The following is an 833-nucleotide window of genomic DNA, read 5'->3' as shown; positions in this document are numbered from 1 at the left end:
GCTGGCAGGGCTTTGGACTCAGTGGCATGATCCAAGATACCTGAAACCGCCGGGCCTTGCTCGCGCAAAGCTATGATTCACGTAGTGAAATCAAACGTTTGCCGTTTGTGGACGGAAACTAGCTAGCTGTTTGCCCCGCCGTTAGTGGACCCTCTCCCCGCTCCAGCGATCACGCCCGGCCCAGTAGGGGCACAACGGACAGGTCGGTCCGTGGTAGTCAATTCCTTCCTCGTGCGGGCAGCCGATAATCCGGTCCACCATCGCAACCGAGCGCACGCCGAACCTGTCCATGTACGCCAAGACCTCCTCCGCAGCCTGGACGTCCTCGCGCACATCGCCGTGCTCGGCGAACCATTGCTTCAGCTCGACTGCCTCTTGGTTCTCAGCCAGCACGATGCCGACTGTCAGCTTGCTCGCCCGGCGGTTATCCGGCCCGTAGAAGGCGATCGTGGCCACCGGGAAGCCCCGAAACCCTTTCTTGGCCTTTTTGGTCAGTCGCTTGCGCGCGTGCTCCCGGAGCATGCTCCACCCGTTCAGTTGTCCGGCACTGCCCCACAGTTACACAGGTTGGCCTCGAGCCAAAGGTCCCCCGGATCACGCCTCACAGGTTCGTGCGTTACCCCTGCGCGAACCCCTCATTTGAGGATCGGCTTGGTAGTAAGCCGTGACAATCCTACAGGAACGTGTCGGATCCTTTTCCTGGAGGCCCGCTGGTCCAGACCTCGCCAGACCGTGCATCTTGTCGACGGCAACTCGAAGGTCCTCACTGGTGGCTTGCATCCGTACTCCCTCCAAGATCAGCCCTAACCGTCGCCGCTCCCGCCAAGGGAGGG

General features: G+C 61.5%; 1 protein-coding gene. It reads right to left on the bottom strand.

The features are described from left to right. Positions 1-141 precede the first annotated feature (141 nt). Entirely contained in the window at positions 142-522 is a 381-nt protein-coding gene (locus FS320_RS44400) for a hypothetical protein (RefSeq protein WP_152718781.1), read from the bottom strand. Between the last annotated feature and the right edge of the window lie 311 nt (positions 523-833).

Origin of the sequence: Microvirga tunisiensis (genome assembly GCF_009296175.1) — a bacterium.
GTDB lineage: Bacteria > Pseudomonadota > Alphaproteobacteria > Rhizobiales > Beijerinckiaceae > Microvirga > Microvirga tunisiensis.
The sequence above is the reverse complement of the archived record's forward strand: the minus strand, read 5'-3'. Positions and strand labels throughout refer to the sequence as shown.